This window comes from Lonsdalea quercina subsp. quercina, from assembly GCF_000688695.1.
Lineage (GTDB): Bacteria > Pseudomonadota > Gammaproteobacteria > Enterobacterales > Enterobacteriaceae > Lonsdalea > Lonsdalea quercina_D.
In genome coordinates this window covers 270441-289479 of the sequence record NZ_JIBQ01000005.1, presented here as the reverse complement: position 1 = coordinate 289479, position 19039 = coordinate 270441, and the positions used below count along the sequence as shown (strand labels likewise).

Sequence of the window (19039 nt, the reverse complement as noted above, 5' to 3'; positions counted from 1 at the left end):
TCGGATTGCAAAGTGACACGCTGACCAGGCATATCACTGACCTGGACACGTCAGTGGTATAGCATAATCCGGAGACGGTGGACGTCTCCGGATTATTATGAAAAGGTATTCAGTTCTCATTCTATGCTCGTCGCTGGAAATAGTTCATCAATGATGCAGGCGATCATTGAAGAGCATCATGCTGATAAGATATGTCTATACACTCACGCTGACTCAGACAAAAATCAATAAACTCATCGCAAATACGCTTATCCATATGAGCCATTTGGTACATATGATAAAATCGCCCATCGTTGACCAGTCGATATCGCTGGACGATCCTTTTTAAGGCATCCTGACTGAATTGATGATCAAATTCTGGTTTGGAAAAAACAGTCGCCAATCCGCCTTTAACCGAGAACGTATTCCTGATTCCTAGCGTTGTACTTATTTTATCGGCCAGATAGCTTGCCAGCGAAATACCCTGGCTCACCCATTCAGCAATTTCGCTTTTTTTAATATTGCTCAGCCGTTCATACACCACCCCAGCGCGAAAACCATCCCGGCTGCCATAGACCGTGACATCATCTTTATTTTCAAAATATTCTATTTTATTGACCTGTTTTTTAAACGCCTCATAAACCTTCCAACGGGAAATAAAGATATTCGATGGCATAGGAACGCCGATGACCTTATGGCAACTCACGGTCAGTGATGAAATTGAGCGATTGGCAAAGGTGTAATCTAACCGGTCAGGAAAATCCTCATCGTTGATAAACGGCAGGATAAACCCACCCAGCGCGGCATCCAGGTGAAGATAAAAAGGGCAATGTTTATCTTTTAAGGTAGCGAGAACACGGTTTATATCATCGTAGGCAGACGTGATCGTCGTACCGGCGGTAAGAACAACCACGAGTTTCTCATTCTCGGTAATGCGTGCGGCGAGGTCGTTGATATCAATACTTCCCTCTTGCGTGGTCTTTATCACTTTGACGTTTTTAAACTTAAGTATTGAGCCAAACTTGGGAATGCTGTAATGAGCCTGGTCTGTGAATATCAGGGTGGCGTCCTTAATCAAGGTCATACCCATCCACATCCCCTGAAGATTACCTATTGATGAGCCTTCACCGACATAACCCCATGTTTCCTCTTTATCTAAGTTTAGCCACCCCGATACTAATTCAACGGCTGCTCTCTCTTCATTCATTGTATTGGGAAGCGGGCAGACTTCCTCTTCGTAACAGTCGCCTAAGTTATTGGTCAATCGATGTAGGGACTCGATAGTCTTATCGGAAATAGTCAATGTTCTGAGGTTAACCTGAATTCCGGTATAATTCTTAACAGGATCATTATTCATATTCAAACAGACCTTTACCATCGAATTAAATATCGATAAAAGTATAGTTGTTCGAAATAAAAACATATTAAAACACAAGATGAAATGTCATTACGCCGTTAACGCATTGACCTAAATGTGTTTTAAATATAAAGAAGATTGGAAAATACCAAGGTAATTTCGAGTTGAATCTGTTTATATGCCAACGTGATTAAACACACTATATTAATTATTCATGAAATCGTAGCGAGCGAGTGACGTGAAATAAGAAATTATTACGATTAAACATTCCTTTTTTAATCAAGCACTGATCATCAGGAGGTCTATCAGACCTCCTGATGATAAAACGAGTGCGTCGATAACCCTCGCATTAATGAGATATTTTTCAGCGAAACGGCAACGTCTCTGCCAAAGTCTCATTTTGGTTATGCGGTGCCCGCCCGCTTCAACAACCGTCCCTGCCGCTGCTGTACGCGACCCTGTTCGTAGCTCACCACGCCGTTGACCACCACCAGATCGATACCCGGCGCGATCCGGCACGGATCGCGGTAGGTCGCCACGTCCTGGATCGTCGTCATATCCACGAGCGTCACGTCGGCAAAGGCCCCTTCGCGGACCACGCCGCGATCCTGCAGCCGAAAGCGCGCGGCGGACAGCCCCGTCATTTTTCGTACGGCCTCGGCAAGGCCAAACAGCTTTAGATCCCGGCAGTAATGCGCCAGCACGCGCGGAAACGTGCCCCACAGCCGTGGGTGAGGATTGGGGTCGTTAGGCAGCCCGTCTGAGCCGACCATCGATAGCGGATGCGCCAGGATCTGGCGCACGTCGTCTTCGTTCATCATGTGATAGATCGCCCCCGCAGGGCGCAGGCGTTCCGTCGCCTCCCACTGATCGACGCCCCACTGCTCGGCGATCGCCTGTAGCGACTGCCGGGCCATTTCCGGATGGGGATCGGACCAGGTAATGAAGATCTCCATCTTGCCGTCGACGCGCCAGGCATCCAGCGTGGTGGAACTGGCCGAATAGGGGTAACAGTCGCAGTTGCAGGATTGCTCGTCAGCCGCCTTTTCCAGCGCGGCCAGCGCCAGCGGCGCACGCCCCCAATTGCCCGCACCGGCGCACTTAAGATGGGAAATCACCAGATCGGCGCCGGCCTGTCGGGCGGTGCGAAATGACTCCTGAAGCGAATCCAGCAGGCCATCATGTTCGTTGCGCATATGCGTGGTATAGAGCGCGCCGTACGCGCCGACGATGTCCACCAGTCGCTGCATCTCGGCCTCCGGCGCCTGTTTGGCGTTGGTGTAGGCCAGCCCGGAGCTGAGACCAATGGCGCCCGCATCGAGCGCTTTTTCCAGCGCCTCGCACATCCTCGCCAATTCAGATGCCGTCGCCGAACGATCGAAGCGGTCCATCACGTTGGCCCGCAGCGCCGTATGGCCGATTAACGCCGCCACGTTGACGCTGGGACGGGCGTTTTCAACGGCGTCGGCATAGTCACCAAAGGTCGGATAGATAAAAGCGTCTTTTTCCCCGAGCAGATTCATCGGATCCGGCGGCGCGCCCGGCAATACCACCGGCGACGCGCTGATCCCGCAGTTGCCGACGATCACCGTGGTCACGCCCTGGGAGATCTTCGCCAGCATGTCCGGCGTGCGGATGACATGCGTGTCGTCATGCGTGTGGACATCGATAAATCCCGGCATCAGGCAACGGCCGTCGCCGTCGATCGTCCGCCCGGCATTGTGTCCGGCCAGTTGACCAATGGCAACGATCCGATCGCCGCGGATCGCGACGTCGGCGACATACGGATCGGCGCCCGTGCCATCAACCACAGTGACGTTGAGGAACAACAGATCGTAGGTCATGGTCATAGTCTCCGTCCGGCGGCGAAGTCCCATCCCTTACCGGGGACCGCCTCCATCAGCTGCTGGGTATAGGGCTGCTGGGGATGAGCCAGCACGTCGGCCGCAGGTCCATATTCAATGACCTGACCGTGCTGCATGACCAGCACGTCGTCGCAGACCTGCGCGGCCACGCGTAAGTCGTGGGTGATGAATAAGATGGCGACCTGCATGCGCGCCTGGATATCCGCCAGCAGTTGCAGCACCTGCGCCTGCACCGAAACGTCGAGCGCCGACACAGCCTCATCGGCGACGATGACATCAGGCTCCATCGCTAGCGCGCGGGCAATCGCGATACGCTGCCGCTGCCCGCCGGAAAACTGGTGCGGAAATCGGTCGATAGCGTCCGCCGGCAGCCCGACCAGCTCCAGCAGCTCCTGACCACGCGCCCAGGCCTGCGCGAACGGCACGCCGAAATTGACCGGCCCTTCCACCAGGCTTCGGCCGATACTCATACGTGGATTCAGCGACCGGTTAGGATCCTGAAACACCATCTGAATTCGCTTACGGTGCGGCTTCAGCCCCACCGGCGTCAGCTCGGAAATATCTTTGCCGGTGACCCGCACCGCACCGCAGGTCGGCGTCAGCAAACGCATCACGCAGCGCGCCAGCGTCGACTTGCCGGAACCGCTCTCCCCGACGATGCCTAGCGTACGGCCGCGCTTGAGCATGAACGACACGTCGTGCACGGCGCGCGTGCCTTTTCGCCGCTTTCGAAAGAGTGACCACGCGCTGCCCGCCGCCGAGTACGTTTTTCCCAGCTCCACAACGTCCAGCACCACCTGAGCGTTGGCGGCCTCACGCCGCGCCGCCCGGGGAGCCAGACTCGGCACCGCCGACAACAGGGCCTGGGTATACGCTTCTTGCGGCGCCGAAAGCACCTGCTGTACGGTGCCCGACTCCACGATATGTCCTTGCCGCATCACGCACACGCGGTCGGCGATATCCACGACCACGCCCATGTCATGGGTGATAAACAGCACCGCCGTGCCATGCTTCTGCTGCAACTCGCGGATTAGCTTAAGGATCTGCTGTTGGGTCGTGACGTCCAACGCGGTGGTCGGCTCGTCGGCGATAAGCAGACGCGGCTCCAGCACCAGCGCCATGGCAATCATGATGCGCTGACGCTGACCGCCGCTCAGCTGATGCGGATAGGCCTCGTACACCCGCTCAATGTCCGGCAGGTGCACCTGAGACAGCGCGTTCATCACCCGCGCCTTACGCGCCTGAGCGTTCAGCTCCGTATGGGTCTGCAACACCTCGTCAATTTGTCTTCCTACCGTCAGTACCGGGTTGAGGGCCGTCATCGGCTCCTGAAAAATCATCGCCATGCGGCTGCCGCGCAGCGCCTTGAGACGCGCGTTGCTGACCTGCAAGACATCTTCGCCGTCCAGCAGGATACGTCCGCCCGTCGCGCTCAGCGCGCCTTTGGGCAACAGCCCGAGCGTCGCCAGCGACGTCACCGACTTGCCTGATCCGCTCTCGCCGACCAGGCAGACCGTCTCTCCCGGCTGGATCTCGAAGGAGATGCCCTGCAGGATGGGCGCGCCCTGGGCGGTATTCACGCAGAGGTTCTCCACGCGCAGAATGTCCTTCTGGTGTTCGCTCATGCGGCTCCCCTTTTCTTCAGGCGCGGGTCGAGCGCATCGCTCACCGCATCGCCCAGCAGGTTGATCGACAAAATACACAGCGACAGAGCCAGCCCGGCCCACAGTACCAGTGAAGGCTTAAGCTGGAAGTACACGCGCCCTTCGGAAATGATGTTGCCCCAGGTTGGGATCTCCGTGCCGATGCCCGCGCCAAGGAACGACAGGATCGCCTCGGTGAGGATGGCGGACGCGCAGATATAGGTGCTTTGGACGATAAGCGGCGCCAGCGTAGTCGGCATCAGATGCCGGGTGAGCACCTTGAACGTCGAGGTGCCCATCAGCACCGCCGCCTCGACATACGGCTCTTCACGCGTCGACAGCACCCGGGAGCGCACCAGCCGCACCACCTGCGGGATCTCCGGCACCATGATCGCCACCATGACGGTCCAGATCCCGGCGCTGCTGAGGGAAACGATCGCAATCGCCAGCAGGATACCGGGGATCGCCATCAGGCCGTCCATCACCCGCATCATCAGCGCATCAATGCCGCGGAAATACCCGGCCAGCAAGCCCAGCGGCAGGCCAATCAACACACTCATCACCGTCACGCCCACACCGACGATCAGGGAAATGCGCGCGCCGTAGACAATGCGCGAAANCAGGTCGCGTCCGTAGGCGTCCGTCCCCAGCCAGAATTCCGCGCCGGGCGGTTTCAGCCGCATCGCCGGCGACAGCGCGACCGGATCGTGGTTGGCGATCCAGGGCGCGAAGATCGCCATCGCCACGATGAGCGTCAGGATCACCAGCGCGATAACCGACGTCAGCGGCATGCGCGGCAGCCTGATCCATCGATGCCGAGGCGCAGGCAGGGTCAGAGAATCGGGTTTACTCATAGCCGGGCCCTCAGTAACGAATACGTGGATCGCTGATCGCATACGACAGATCGATCAACAGGTTGATGATGACATACACCCCGCTGGTCAGCAGGATCATGCCCTGAATCACCGGGTAGTCGCGCGCCAGCACGGCGTCGACGATCAGCCGTCCCAGCCCCGGGATGTTGAACACGCTTTCGGTCACCACCACGCCGGAGATCATCAGCGCGAAGCCGGTGCCGATCACGGTCAGGATCGGGATCATCGCGTTGCGCAGCGCGTGCCGGAACAGCACGTGGATCTCCGCCAGCCCCTTGGCGCGCGCGGTGCGGATATAGTCTTCTCCCAGGACTTCCAGCACGCTGGCCCGGGTCATGCGCGCCACCAGCGCGATATAGACCGAAGACAACGTCAGCGCCGGCAACACGATGCGTTGGGCGAAGGGCCCCACGCCGCGAGTGATGCTGCTAAATCCCTGCACCGGGAGCCACCTTAGCTCGAGCGAAAATACGGTGATCAAGACATAACCGATGACGAAAACCGGCACCGAAAAACCCAGCACCGACGTCGACATCACCAGATTGTCGATCCAGCTGCCGTGCTTCCACGCCGCCAGTACGCCCAACGGCACGGAAATTAAAATGGTGAAAGCGATCGCCACCAGCGCGAGGCTCAGGGTTGGCTCCAGCCGCTGGCCGATCATCGTCAGCACCGGCGTGTGAGCCATCAGAGAAGTACTGAAATCCCCACGCAGCAGCTGCGAAATCCACACGAAAAACTGCTGATACAGCGGCTGATTCAGACCCAGACTTTCGCGGATCGCCTCCAGTTGCTGCGGGGTCGCCATGTCGCCGGCGATAATCGCCGCCGGATCGCCCGGTGACAGCCGCAGCAGCAGGAAAACAAACAACGCGACCACCAGCATCACCGGGATCGCCGCCAGAACGCGGCGAATGAAGTAACCAAGCATAGAGACCTCCGAAGGCATTAATCACACAGTAATCAGTCGCTTTTCTCGACGTTCCAGAACACCGTGGACGGCCCTGTCATCAGGTGGCTGATGCGGCTGCTCCAGACCGCCACATCATAGAACTGGCCGAGCGGGATATAGCTGACCTGTTCCATCGCGTGTTTCTGGATTTCCACCGCAATCGCTTTCTGTTTGGCGGGTTCCGTGGCGGTCGCGAACGCTACGCGCAGGTCATTTATCTTCGGATCGGTCGGCCAGCCGAACCAGGCGCCCTGTCGTCCCCCGCCGTCCAGCATCGGATTCACCACCGGGTTCCAGATGGTTTCCGCGTTCCAGTAGGTAAAGAACAGGTTCCATCCGCCCTGCGACGGCGAATTCTGATTCGCCCGGCGCGACACCAGCGTCTGCCAGTCCATCGGCTGCAAAGAGACGTTAAATCCGGCCTTGCGCAGCGCCTGCGCCACGACCACCGGCTGCGGCGCCTGGCTGGGCACGTCGGTCGGCTGCATGATCACCACCGGCGTGCCGTCATAGCCCGCTTTTTTCAGCAGCGCCTTGGCCGCGTCGATATCGCCGCCTTTCAGCAGCGATTCGCCGCCCTCCTGCGTCTCCAGCGTCGTGCCGCAGCCAAAGACGGAGGCGCACAGCTTGAAGTACTCCGGATTGCCCACCAGCGCATCCAGCACGTCTTTCTGGCTCATCGCCAGCAGCGCGGCGCGGCGAATATCCGGGTTATCAAACGGCGGATAGAGGAAGTTCATGCGTCCGCCGGTCAGCGATCCCAGCTTGCTGAGCACCCCGGACTTCAGATCCGGATTGGCCTGCACCATCGGCAACAGATCGATCGGCAGCTGTTCGATGAAGTCGATATCGCCGGAGGAGAGCGCGTTGATCGCCGTCATGCGGTCCGGCATGTTGATCCACTCCACCCGATCGACCTTGACCACCTTGCCGCCCGCCGTGCCGCTGGCTGGCTCTTTGCGCGGAACGTATTGCTGGAATTTCTCGTAGACCACGCGGTTGCCGGGATCGAATTCGCCGGCGACGAACTTGTACGGGCCGGAACCGGTGTAATCGGTGATCATCTTGCCGTCAGGCGTGTTGGCGACGCGCTCCGGCATCATGAATGCCGCGACGGAGGAAGGTTTAGCTAACAACTGCAGCACGTAGCCAAACGGTTTGGACAACGTCAGGACGAGCGTTTTGTCGCCGGTGGCGGTAATCCCTGCGGTGTATTTCATCATCAGCTGGCCGCCCACGTCGTAGCGCGCCCAGCGTTTGAGTGAAGCGACGCAGTCCGCCGCCGTGACCGGTTTGCCGTCATGCCACAGCAGACCGTCGCGTAGCGTAAAAGTATATGTCAGACCGTCGGGAGACACGGTCCAGTCGGCCATCTGCGGTTTCGGAACCTGATGTTCATCCATCCCGATCAGCGTGTCGTAAATCATGTAGCCGTGGTTACGGGTGATCTGCGCGGTGGTCGCGATCGGATCCAGCACGCGCAGAGAGGATGACATGACCGCATGCAGCGTTTTCTCTGCGGCCAGCGCAGAGGGGGAAAGCAGCGAGGCGCTCAGGCCGATCGGCAACAGCAGAGAGGCAATCAAGGAACGGGATGGATACGTTTTCATTCTCAACACTCCTTAAAAGGGCAATAAATGGTGTCGGGACTGGCTGTGTGGTCACGTTAAAAGAGAGCGGTATGCCGGAAGCCGTGGCCTGCCGTCCGGTTATGTCAAAGCGCTCAGCGCCTGATCGATATAGAGACGGCGCAACCGCTGGGCCAGCAGCCCAGGTTTACCGTCGCCGATCGGCTGGCCATCCAGCGTTACCACCGGATACACGAACGAGGTGGAGGAGGTAATGAACGCTTCGGCGGCGCGATGGACCTCATCCAGCGCAAAGGCGCGTTCTTCGAAACGCAGCCCCTGTTTTTTCAACAGCGCGAGCAGGGAACCCCGCGTAATGCCGGGCAACAGCGCGTGCGACAGCGCCCGCGTCACCACCGCGCCGTCGCGGGTCACGATAAATGCATTGTTGGACGTGCCTTCAGTAATCCACCCGTCTTTCACCAGCCAGGCGTCGTCCGCGCCCTGCGCGCGCGCCTGCTCTTTCGCCAGGCACGAATACAGCAGCTGCGTGGTCTTGATGTCGCAACGTCCCCAGCGCAGATCCGGCAGGCTGATGATATGCATGCCGCGCGTCGCCATCGGGCTGCCGATCACGGCTTTTGACTGCGTGTAGAGCACCACCGTCGGCGGCGTCCCGGCGGGCGGAAACTGAAAGTTGCGATCTTCCACGCCGCGGCTGACCTGCAAATAGATGAGGCCCTCCTGCAGATCGTTGCGGGCGATCAGCGTACGGTGAATCGCCAACAGCGCGGCATTATCCAGCGGGAGCGACAGCGACAGTTCGCTCAGCGAACGGCGCAGACGGGCCAGATGCAGTTCAATATCCACTAACCGGCCCTGCAACACGGCCGTCACCTCATAGATCGCATCGGCGAACGTGAAGCCACGGTCGAAGATCGAGATCTTCGCTTCGTTCTCCGGCACAAATTCCCCATTCAGGTATACGGTGCGCATGGCTTGCTCTCCAGGTCAGGAACGCTCAACGCCGGTTTGGCGGGTGATGATGCCGTAGTGCTCAATACGCCGGTGACGGGCAAAATCGAAGATCGTGGTCTTGCCGAACTGGCATAAATCCATATCGCAGCGGTGCACGATCAGCTCGTCGCCCTGCCCTTTGGCGCGCGCCACCACAAACCCGTTCGGATCGATGATGACGCTGCCGCCCATCAGTGGGAAACCATCTTCCACCCCGGCCTTGGCGACGCCGACCACCCAGGTCGCGTTCTGGTAAGCGCCAGCCTGCATGCACAGCTCGGAGTGGAACAGACGGTGTTCCTCGCCCTCGCCGCGATTCTGCGAATTGACTGACGGCGTGTTGTAGCCGAGCGTGACCAGTTCAACGCCCTGCAGCCCCATGACGCGATAGGTTTCAGGCCAGCGGCGGTCATTGCAGATGCACATGCCCATGATCGTGTCCTGCGTTTCCCAGGTCGGAAAACCCAGATCGCCCGGCTCGAAATAGCGTTTTTCCAGATGCTGGAAGTCGCGCTGCGTGTCGAACTCGACGTGCCCCGGCAGATGGACTTTGCGGTATTTGCCGACGATGTTGCCCTGACGATCCGTCAGGATCGACGTGTTGTAGTGGTGGCCGTCCGGGGTCAGCTCCGCATAACCGAAGGNGATCGCGATGCCGTGTTCGCGGGAGAAATCAAACAGCGGGCGGGTCGCGTCATTCGGCATTTCACGTTCAAACCAGCTATCCACCTCCTGCTGATCTTCCATGAACCAACGGGGAAAGAAGGTGGTCAGCGCCAGCTCGGGGAAAACGACCAGCTCGCAGCCTTGCTGCCGGGCCTGCTCCAGTAGCGCCAGCATGCGCTGGACCACGCTTTCTCTTGAGTCGCTTTTTTGGATCGCCCCCAACTGGGCGCCGCCGATAACGATGTCTCGCATGCCGTATTCCTCCACAAAACCGACCGGATGTCGGTAAACCATTTACAGGGTGTAGGGCCATTGTGGGAGTTACGGCAGCCCCTGTCGTATGCCTATTTGTCGGTCAGGATTAACCTGATGTTAATCCAGGTTGAACAGGTGAAAACCGCCCTCTTCCAGCGTATCGCGCAGGGTGTCGACAAAGACCTGCGCAAACTGCGCCAACGGCTCACGGCGCAGGTGGACCAGACTGATCGTGAGGCGTTCTTCGTTGAGGATCGGCAGCACCGCCATCCGCTCGGACCCGGATGCGCGGAATGAGATCTCATCGACGACCGAAAAACCGCTGCCGTTCTTCACCAGCGCGCAGGCGTGATGCGGCGAGTCAACGTCGATGCTGGGCCGGTAAGGCAATCCCACGCGTTCGAACGCCTGCTTCATGAAGCTGTGGAAAGGGGTGTCGGCGGCATAACCGATAAACGGCGTCTCGGCCAGCGCGTCGGGCAGCTCGTTCGCCGACACGCGCGTCAGCGGATGATCCGCCGGGCACACCACCATGACTCGAATATAGCTCAGCGGCACCGCGCGCAAATTGGGGTGATCGATAGGAAACAGGGAAATGCCGAGATCGGCCTGTTGATCCAGCAGCCTGTCGCGCAGCAGGACATGGCGCAGACATTCCAGACTGACGAGAATGTCTTCGTTGCACCGTCGGAAGGCAGCGATGGCGTCAGGCACCAGCTGATGCCCCAGACTGGGGCTGCTGGCGATGCGCAATACGCCGTGACGCTGCTGGACCAGATTGTGCAGCGTGGTGTTAACCCGCTGAATATCGCGGTAGACCGACTCGACGTCGCTGAAGAGGCTGCGCGCCTCAGGCGAAGGGTACAACCGCCCTTTGACGCGTTCAAAGAGCTGGAAGCCGATCCTTGCCTCGGTATGAGACAACATGCGGCTGACGGCGGGCTGGGACACATACAAGAGTTGAGCGGCGCCATTGATCGAACCGGTGATCATCACCGCCCGGAAGACTTCGATCTGACGCAGGTTGAGCGACGGCATAGGCAAACCTCGTTGGCATTTTGGCGTCGTCGTCCCATCAAACGCTTAACAATAGGTTATAGAAAGTTAGCAATTTGTATGCCAATGGCCCTGACGCGTCGAAAGTCGCGCTGACAACCGGGGCCGGAGTCGCTATTAATAACCTTCCGCCATTTTTTACAGGGGGTTTCCGCCGTGGCGATTCCACAAACGATCCTGCCGATCTTCCTCTTGATCCTGCTCGGCTACGCGCTGGCCCGCCGCGGCGCGCTCGATCCCCACGCCAACAAGGCGTTGGGCGGGCTGGCTTTCAAGCTGTTCATGCCGATGGTCCTGTTTACCGGCATGATCGCGGCGCCGCTGCACGATGGCCTGAACACCACGCTGCTCGCCGCCTACTTCGTTCCGGCGCTGCTCATCTTCGCGGCGGTCAATGTCTTCGCTCACCGCAGCTTGGGTCGACCAACGCCCTTCGGATTGACCGCCTCCTTCGGCAACAATGCCTTGATCGGCCTGGCGATGGTCGCCGGGCTGTACGGCAGCCAAGGACTGATACTGCTGTTTACCGTCCTCGCCGTGCACAGCCTGCTGCTGTTCAGCGCCCAGAGTTTCTATGACAGCTTCGCGGGCAACGAACCGTTCAAGCCAGGGATTCTGGTCGCCAGCCTCGCTAACCCGATGATTATCGGCCTGCTGCTGGGGACGGCGGTCAATTTGTCGAATCTGACGCTGCCCGGCTGGAGCATGAAACTGGCGAACTGGCTGGCGCAGGCGGCCCTGCCCTGCGCGCTCATCGTGCTAGGCGCCAATCTCTCCGGCTACCGGCTGCGTCCCAGCGCCCACGCCGTCGGCATCGCCGCCGCTAAACTGGTGTTCATGCCGTTACTGGTGCTACTAACCTGCTTGCTGCTCCACATCGACGGCATTCCGCGCGGCGTGCTGGTGCTGATGGCGGCGAACCCTTCCGGCGTCAACGTGCTCGGCTTTGCCCGCACGCAGGAGGATATCCAGATTGGCAGCTCCGCCATTTGCCTCACGACCCTGCTGTCAATGGCCACCCTGCCACTATGGATGTGGATAGCCAGCCTTGGGTAACGGCCGGGGGAACGAATGCGGTGGCATCCGCTGACAGTTCGGGCATGAGAAAGATCGCGGAGTCTAGAGACAAGCGGGCGTCGCCACCGACCCGAGCGCGGCGGGGACTATCGCTGTCGCCGCCGCGCATTCGGGATCGCACGGAAGAGCATCATGGGACGCACAACGCCCGCGCGGTGAAGCTAATCATTGAGGGAAGGGAGGCCCAGATTTTCACGCAGGGTCGCATAGGCGTACTTTTCCCTGAACAGACCGCGTCGACGCAGTTCCGGGATCACTAACTCAACAAACAGATCCAGCTGCTCCGGTACCACGGCAGGCATGATATTGAAGCCGTCGGCGCCGCCCTGCTCCAGCCACTGCTGAAAATCATCGGCGATATCCTCGGCCGTGCCGACCNCCACGCGGTGGCCGCGCGATCCCGCCGCAATCGCGGCCAGTTCTCGCAGGGTCAGATTTTCGCGCTTGGCCAGATCCGTCAGCAGCTTGACGCGGCTTTGGTTACCTTCGCCGAGCGGCGCTTCTGGCACCGGCCCATCCAGCGGGTAATCGCTGAGATCCAGACCAAACCGCGCCGACAGCTGACGNAGGCCGTTATCAATATCCACCAGCGCGTTAAGCTGCTTCCAGGTCGCTTTCGCCTCGTCCCGCGTACGCCCGACGATCGGCATCACTCCCGGCAGGATCAGCACCTGAGCCGGATCCCGGCCCGCCTCAGCCACCCGCGCTTTCTGGCTGCGGTAAAACGCCTGCGCCTCTTCCAACGAAGCCGAGGCGGTGAACACCACCTCCGCTGTGGCCGCCGCCATTTTCTGACCGTCGGCGGACGACCCGGCTTCGATAATCACCGGACGCACCTGGGGCGAACGAGAGATGTTTAACGGTCCCTGTACCTGAAAGTGTTTGCCGCGATGATCGATAGCTTGGATCTTGTCATCGACGAAGTAACGCCCGCTCTGTTTGTCCGGCTCCACCGCGCCTTCCTGCCACGCGTTCCAGAGTTGGAAGGCAACCTCCAGAAACTCATGCGCACGTTCATAGCGATCGGCGTGGCGCGGCATATTTTCCTGACTGAAGTTTTTCGCCACATCGTCGGAATAGGAGGTGACCACATTCCACGCCACTCGGCCACGGCTGATATGGTCGAGAGAGGCAAAGCTGCGGGCAAGCGTGAACGGATCGCTGAAGGTCGTCGAGGCAGTCGCGGCCAGACCGATGTGTCGAGTCGACACGGCCAGCGCGGCCAGCAGCGTTAACGGCTCCAGCCGCGCCATCGTGGAAGGCAGCCGATGGATGGACGTCGCCAGCGCGTCGCCGACGAAAAACATATCGAAAGTGCCTTCCTCAGCCTTTTGGGCAATGCGGATCAGCCAGTCGATATCCGTCGGCGACCCCAGTGTTTCCGTGACGCGCCAGCCGCTGACATGATGACCCAACGGCTGTACGAACAAACCGAGTCGCAATTGGCGAGCCGGGCAAGAGTGCGGCATAACGTCTCCTTGGATAGTCCTGACCTTGGGTGTGAAACGCGTACGATTTCGCGCGTCCATCGAATGAGCGGGCAAGCAGAATGAGTCGAGAAGCGGCGGTCGGACAGGACATGCCAGCGGATGGCTTTTGGCAAAGCCTGCGCCCCACTACACCGGAAACCTCATCATTCTGTCTTGCTAGATTAATGCGTTCTTTGCGGTGTTCAAGAGGGGGGCTGAACGAGAAAAGGTTATCGCGCGGCATTTTAGAGAGTGAAGCCCTGCCATTTCAGCCAGGATCCTACTCGCCCTCACATTCACCACCATGGAGAGCGATAAATAGATCAATTTTTCATATAGTTATATTTTTATCTCCGTTGTTTATCTCATACCAAGGCGACTGCACTTACCGCGCTATGCGCTGGCTCATGGATACCTCAACAGCCGCCTTGGGCTCAGAGATAGAGCAACGCTCATTATGGCGTAGGGAAACTGACGCTGAGACGGGCCGTTCCATTCTGAAAGTCAGAAAGTGTGACGTCGCACTGATGACATTCCCATTCCTGCTTAATGACGTCATAGACGGGAAGGTCCACGTCAGACCATGTCGAGGTAATATCCTCCCCTTCCAGAGTATGGTTCGCGCGGGACTCTTTCGATAAAGATGTTCGATTAAGCAAGTGGGCTGATAACGTCATGGGTACTCCCGCATGAGTCAGAGCATCTAGCATGGTGCTACCGTCAACCACCCGGATCGTCCCCGTAGGATCGCGAACGCCCATAGCGACATTGTTAGATAATGAAGAGACAAATCCCTGATTGCATACTGATGCGATTCGGAAAATACCTTTCTGACTCAGCCGAGCTGCCCCATTTACCTCCGTAATGACCAGGGTAGCGCTCTCATTTTTATCCAGAAACGTTCCCGCGCATTTTTTGCGTTCGATTAACGCATCGGCGAGGCATTGCAGCCTGTCTCCATTCAGATGGAGGTATTCTCGACTGTCTTCATCCCGGTAAGCCACGGTGGTATTTCTGCATGATCCCCGTATCTGGTCCACGATGAATTGCTCCGTTTCTTCCTCGGGCGAATTTTTTTCGTAATGTATCGTGGTACTGGTATAGAACCCATCTGGCTGGACGGGCAGTGGATGAACATTGAGACAGGCAGAGAGTAGCAGACCATAAGGGACATTGACCTCGGGTCCGTTCGGGTTGCTCAGTGTTGCCTTTTTTTCGTGAGTATTCACCGAGAGCGTTATCCCGCTTAATAAGGTTATCTCCGTCTCACTGGAGTCCGTCATAATCTCGTATAACGACATCTTCAGCTGTTCTGCCATGATTTCAGCACATTGTGAAGATGAGGGACGAACACATACAAGCGATAGCAAAACGTCCGCCAGTCGTGCAAAAGAAGACATGTGTTCACGCCGGTTTGATTCAATGAGATCGGCGATGGGCCTGAAGGTTGACTGAGTCACAGAAATTTCCATTCATTACTCCTCACATTGTTACGGTATCCCCTTCCCCTGTCAGGGTGACCATCGCTCTCCCTCCCCCCTTTAGGGCCGGGTATGTGGAGATTCAGGCTGACCGAGCGCACTTTAAGAAAAAACCCGCGATGTCCTGATTCGCCGGCCTTTTCTTCCTGTCCTCATGAGCATCACTTAACCGCCCTAAGAGCCGTCAATACGTGAGTCAAACCACGCATGATTCCCCTTTTGACTCACCCATGTGCTTTGTTTAAAGAGTAATCGGCCAACGGGCGAAAAAGCAGGGGTCAAATACCCGATATTAGGGGGGCGAGTGAATGGCATGGTGATGTCACCTATCCGCTCGACGAAAGAAGACGCTGTTTTCGTTGGGCGGCAGGACGGCCCTGACGCGTTATGACTGGGATTGCGCATATCGGGGAGAGGCTCTCTCCCTGGGTTCCCAAGTACAGTGTTATCTCTGCGGGTGGCTCACGTTCTTTTCTGTTTCCGAGGCGCCACGCTCTCGCTGTTTATCCATTTTATCCCCTCTCACAACACGCTAGTTCCCCCCGTGGCGCGTGCGATAAATGAAACGATTTTCACGGCGCTGGCAGGCGAAAAGTTCGGGCGTAAAACGATAGCGCGAAGCCTGCATTCATGTTTTCATACTCATCCTGACTGTTTTTTACCTTCTATTACATGCCACTTACACTATGGATGGGTGGTCCACGTCTGGGGATCAGAGTTTGAAAGTGAAGCATTTAAAAAAAGCTACCGTTCTCGCCATGATTGTCTCCTTAACTTCCAGCTGTTCCAGCCTGCACAATATGGGTCAGTCCTACGGTACGGCTATCGGCTGTATCGGTGGCGCGGCATTGGGCGGCGGCTTAACCTATCTCGCCACACGCAACGCGCAAAAAGCCGTCGCGGGCGGCATCATCGGGGGGATCGCTGGCTGTGCCGTCGGCAATGTCTGGCAAAACAGAGAAAAAGCGCTGGCGCAAATCGCCGCCGATGAAAAAATTACGATCAGTACACAAACGCTAAAAACCGATCGGTCATCCGGCGATGATACGGTAGGGGTCGTCGCGCTGGTGGAAGATAGCGCCATGTTCACAACGGGGAGCGCAGATCTGACGCCCGACGGGCTGCGTCAGGTGAAAAAGCTTGCCGCCGCGATGACAACAGGACAAGGCCACGATGCCGGACTGTTGCTGGTTGTGGGTCATACCGACGCAACCGGCAGCGCCAGCCTGAATCAGCGGTTATCCGAGCAGCGAGCACGCAACGTCGGTCGTGTACTGGAACAGGCAGGCATCAGCGCCAACCGCCTGTATTTTCAGGGCGCGGGATCGTCACGGCCCATCGCTGACAACGAGACGGACAAAGGACGCGCCGCCAACCGCCGGGTGGAGCTAGTCGGACTCACGAACGAAGCCCTGCTGAAACAACGTTTACAGCAGGAAGGCAATAATCCCCGTTATCTGGAGCACGGCACGGCCAGTGCATCGACCGCCGTAGCGAAGCGTCCATCCACTGGCGCGAAGAGCGCTCCCCNCAAGACAGAACCCGCCATATCTCCCCCTTCGGCGCCATCAGTCCCGCGGCCAGCGAAAGCGATTGAGAGCAAAAATTACGTCGATTTCGGCGGTGACGCGGTCAACGCCAATCTGCCGAGTCTCGCGGCCAATCTGAAACCCCAGCATCGTGGATTTAGCCTGATCGGGGAAGCCCATGCCAGCGTGGTCGCCAAAAGCTGCATCGCCGACACGGTACGCGTCAGTGGCGAAGCCCGAAATCTGGCCAGCGGCAAGCCGGTTGACGTCCATGAAACGCGAGAATATTTGCCGGGGATGAACGGCCGCGCCTGGGCCGGGCTGGTGAACGGCCATCTGGTCACGCTGTCTCCAGTGCGCGTATTGCGGGAAAACGCCAGCGTGACGGAAGATCCCAAGGTCTATATCACGCGCCACTACATGAATAACAATCGCAAGGCCGATGCGCCGCTGAAGGCGGTCGCAAACGCATGGGAAGGCGAAGACAACATTCTCTATCGCGTTTACATCCAGGACGGTCAGCAGCAAAGCCTGTCCTGCATCGATCTGCTGGTCGCGAAAGACCAGCCTAAAAGTCAGCAGGGCCAACTGTTCTACTTCGGCAACGGCGACAACCAAGAATATATGGCGGCCTACACGCCAGCACGCAGCTAATTTAAGGATAACGATATGGAATTATTTCAGACTATCGCCGAGGCCATTGCGACTTATCGCTACATTTTTTGGCCCCTGTTCGGGTTGATGGCGCTCACGCTGGTGGTGATCCGCTGGTGGAACAATGTCAGCTACTTTTTCCTCAATCTGGCCACCAGCTTTCCGCTTATCGGCCATATCGCTCGCCTGTCACGCAGCCATGAACCCCGGCGGCCAGGTACCGGCAAGAAAGCGTGGTATCCCTCGGAAGAAGCTCTGTGCGCCAAATATTATGCCTATCACCAAACCACCAGCCGTGATGCAAGCTTTTATCGTCGCTGTGTCGATTATCTCGATAAAGTCGAGGAGCGCGGGCGCAAACCCACCGGCATCATTTTGTGGCTGTGCAGCATCGCGCTGGTGATTTTGGAAGCCTTTATTTTTGCGCTGGTACTGTCGCCCTTTATCGCCAACAACATCTCTGCCAATCAGGCTGAGTTTTCCGCGCTGGTCATCTCGGTCCTGATCGGGGTCATTTTGGTGCCGGCCACCCATCTGATGGGGGCGGAGCTGCACAAAAACACGCTGCTGAAAAAAATCCGCTACTGGCACTCTGAAGCCCGCCACAGCGGCACCGCCAAAGACCTGATGAGCAGCCACCGGATCACGCTGGAAAATAGCCGCGACGACGACAACGAACCGAACTACATCCAGATCCTGAACCGCATCAATCACGGCGTTCAGGTCAAGCCGCAGTACTGGTGCACCTTCGTCGCGTTGGTCCTGATCACCACGTTCGCCTTTGGCGCCTACTTTATTCGCGCCGCCACGATTAATGCGATGGAGACCCAGGCCGTCAACACGTCCCCGTTTAGTCAGAGAGGCGCAGAAAGCGGCGGTTCGCCATTCGAACTGCCTGCCGCCGCGGTCGAGGACAACCATGCCGCGGACAAACAGGCCGTCGCCGAAGTCGCCAGCAATCGCGTCTTCGCCTCGAAGCTGACCTTCATCATCCTTTCTGTCATTTTTGTGGGCGTGCAGTTGATCGGGATCCTCATCGGGATTTTCCGCTCGTTCGCGGGCATCGACTCCGCCAAAGCCGCCAAATATATCGGTAACTTTAGCGGTTCGGATGAGTTCGCCGCCTACCATGCCGCCCGCCGCGAACGCGTGGAACGCGATGCTCAGCAGAAGCTCGCCACCTTGCAAAACCGGCTCATGATGCAGCGGCAAAACGGCCGCAGCGAACCGCTGTCGCAAATGCCGACCTTCGACGACTACGTGCACGGCAAGCAGTCCGATCGCGAAAACAACCGACATAACCCGTCGCATGAGCAGACTCCGAACACAGCGCCGCGGACGGCGCCGGTCATCGCCTCGCCGGCTCCGGAAACCGTCAGCCGCGCGGAGACGGCAAAGTCTGACACCTCGCCCGCCGCCCCTGCCGACCGCGACGCAAAAGCACAGATCGAAGCCCTCGGCGACCTGACGACGCTGAGCGAAGAAGAGCTGGCGCAGGTGGCGAAAGCATTGGAATTGTCTCTGGATGCGCTGACGAGCCGCCAACGTGTCCAAGCCATTCTCAATAAAGCGCGCGCGTAGTAGAAGAGAACAAGG

General features: G+C 58.2%; 14 protein-coding genes. 3 read left to right on the top strand and 11 right to left on the bottom strand.

Going from position 1 to position 19039, the window contains the following annotated elements:
* Nucleotides 1-163: 163 nt before the first annotated feature.
* The 9 genes from SB13_RS06325 to SB13_RS06285 form a co-directional block, all read right to left on the bottom strand.
* Nucleotides 164-1336 (bottom strand): pyridoxal-dependent decarboxylase, encoded by a 1173-nt coding sequence (locus SB13_RS06325; protein WP_160168631.1) that lies wholly within the window; start codon nucleotides 1334-1336, stop codon nucleotides 164-166.
* A 404-nt stretch (nucleotides 1337-1740) separates the two neighbouring features.
* Complete coding sequence (locus SB13_RS06320; RefSeq protein ID WP_026739548.1) at nucleotides 1741-3180, bottom strand: N-acyl-D-amino-acid deacylase family protein; 1440 nt, start codon at nucleotides 3178-3180, stop codon at nucleotides 1741-1743.
* Between the two features lie 2 nt (nucleotides 3181-3182).
* A complete protein-coding gene (locus SB13_RS06315; RefSeq protein WP_026739547.1) occupies nucleotides 3183-4826 on the bottom strand; it encodes an ABC transporter ATP-binding protein in 1644 nt (547 codons plus the stop codon).
* Nucleotides 4823-5635, bottom strand: a complete 813-nt coding sequence (locus tag SB13_RS06310; RefSeq protein ID WP_463605546.1) for an ABC transporter permease — start codon at nucleotides 5633-5635, stop codon at nucleotides 4823-4825. Before SB13_RS06310 ends, SB13_RS06315 begins: the two co-directional genes overlap by 4 nt.
* A 73-nt stretch (nucleotides 5636-5708) precedes the next feature.
* Complete coding sequence (locus tag SB13_RS06305; protein ID WP_026739545.1) at nucleotides 5709-6650, bottom strand: ABC transporter permease; 942 nt, start codon at nucleotides 6648-6650, stop codon at nucleotides 5709-5711.
* Between the two features lie 32 nt (nucleotides 6651-6682).
* Nucleotides 6683-8281: an ABC transporter substrate-binding protein gene (locus SB13_RS06300; RefSeq protein ID WP_026739544.1), complete on the bottom strand. Its 1599-nt coding sequence runs from the start codon at nucleotides 8279-8281 to the stop codon at nucleotides 6683-6685.
* Nucleotides 8282-8380: 99 nt separating this feature from the next.
* Nucleotides 8381-9235 (bottom strand): D-amino-acid transaminase, encoded by an 855-nt coding sequence (locus tag SB13_RS06295; protein WP_026739543.1) that lies wholly within the window; start codon nucleotides 9233-9235, stop codon nucleotides 8381-8383.
* A 15-nt stretch (nucleotides 9236-9250) separates the two neighbouring features.
* On the bottom strand, nucleotides 9251-10174 hold the full coding sequence (locus SB13_RS06290) for an N-carbamoyl-D-amino-acid hydrolase (RefSeq protein WP_026739542.1): 924 nt from the start codon (nucleotides 10172-10174) through the stop codon (nucleotides 9251-9253).
* A gap of 120 nt (nucleotides 10175-10294) precedes the next feature.
* Nucleotides 10295-11215 (bottom strand): LysR family transcriptional regulator, encoded by a 921-nt coding sequence (locus SB13_RS06285; protein WP_026739541.1) that lies wholly within the window; start codon nucleotides 11213-11215, stop codon nucleotides 10295-10297.
* Nucleotides 11216-11389: 174 nt separating this feature from the next.
* Between SB13_RS06285 and SB13_RS06280 the strand changes: the two genes are divergently transcribed.
* Nucleotides 11390-12289 (top strand): AEC family transporter, encoded by a 900-nt coding sequence (locus tag SB13_RS06280; RefSeq protein WP_026739540.1) that lies wholly within the window; start codon nucleotides 11390-11392, stop codon nucleotides 12287-12289.
* 182 nt (nucleotides 12290-12471) lie between these two features.
* Here the strand turns inward: SB13_RS06280 and SB13_RS06275 are convergent, their stop codons facing one another.
* The gene (locus SB13_RS06275; RefSeq protein ID WP_026739539.1) at nucleotides 12472-13779 is read right to left on the bottom strand and encodes an LLM class flavin-dependent oxidoreductase; all 1308 of its coding nucleotides are present in this window, start codon (nucleotides 13777-13779) and stop codon (nucleotides 12472-12474) included.
* Between the two features lie 455 nt (nucleotides 13780-14234).
* Complete coding sequence (locus SB13_RS06270) at nucleotides 14235-15251, bottom strand: hypothetical protein (protein WP_026739538.1); 1017 nt, start codon at nucleotides 15249-15251, stop codon at nucleotides 14235-14237.
* Nucleotides 15252-15946: 695 nt separating this feature from the next.
* Between SB13_RS06270 and SB13_RS06265 the strand changes: the two genes are divergently transcribed.
* Nucleotides 15947-17443, top strand: coding sequence for an OmpA family protein (locus SB13_RS06265; protein ID WP_036151489.1), 1497 nt, complete (start codon nucleotides 15947-15949; stop codon nucleotides 17441-17443).
* Between the two features lie 15 nt (nucleotides 17444-17458).
* Complete coding sequence (locus SB13_RS06260) at nucleotides 17459-19024, top strand: hypothetical protein (protein ID WP_026739536.1); 1566 nt, start codon at nucleotides 17459-17461, stop codon at nucleotides 19022-19024.
* The last annotated feature ends 15 nt before the right edge of the window (nucleotides 19025-19039 follow it).